The 543-nt window shown below is 29.7% G+C and carries 1 pseudogene; it reads left to right on the top strand.

Annotation, left to right across the window (positions count from 1 at the left end):
• Positions 1-196: pseudogene (locus J1M40_RS12210) on the top strand (hypothetical protein); the annotation flags it as partial.
• Positions 197-543: the final 347 nt, after the last annotated feature.

Genomic DNA, 543 nt, shown 5'->3' with positions numbered 1-543 from the left:
AATCAAGGAAGCGGCTATGTTAGCAGGATATTTTTCAAAAGCTGGTAATTCTGGACAAATACCTGTTGATTACACGTTAATTAAAAATGTGCACAAACCATCAGGTGCAAAGCCTGGGTTTGTAACATATGACAATCAAAAAACTTTGTATGCTACACCTGATTATGAGCATATTCAAAAAATGAAACAATCATAATCAAGTTGTCGACAAATAAACACCTCACCATAAGAAAGGACTACTTTCTTTTGCGAGGTGTTTATTTTTTATTTAATTCAGTCATTGAAACGAAGTATCGTTTTTTTTAATAACGCATCATCATTTAAGTTACAATTATCTTTGTGATTTTAAAAATGAGTGAAACAAAAATAATAAAGAACTACTAATGATTTATGGTTCTATAATAAATCGGACTGATGGAAAAAGTATTTTACTTTTTATCTGTCCGATTTTTTGATTTTGAATATAAAAAAGCACGACCGAAGTATCATTAACACACTTCAATCGCGCAATTAAACAATCAATATGACCATTTATTGGATATT

The organism is Micrococcus sp. KRD026 (genome assembly GCF_017168445.1).
Lineage (GTDB): Bacteria > Actinomycetota > Actinomycetes > Actinomycetales > Micrococcaceae > Micrococcus > Micrococcus luteus.
The sequence above is the reverse complement of the archived record's forward strand: the minus strand, read 5'-3'. Positions and strand labels throughout refer to the sequence as shown.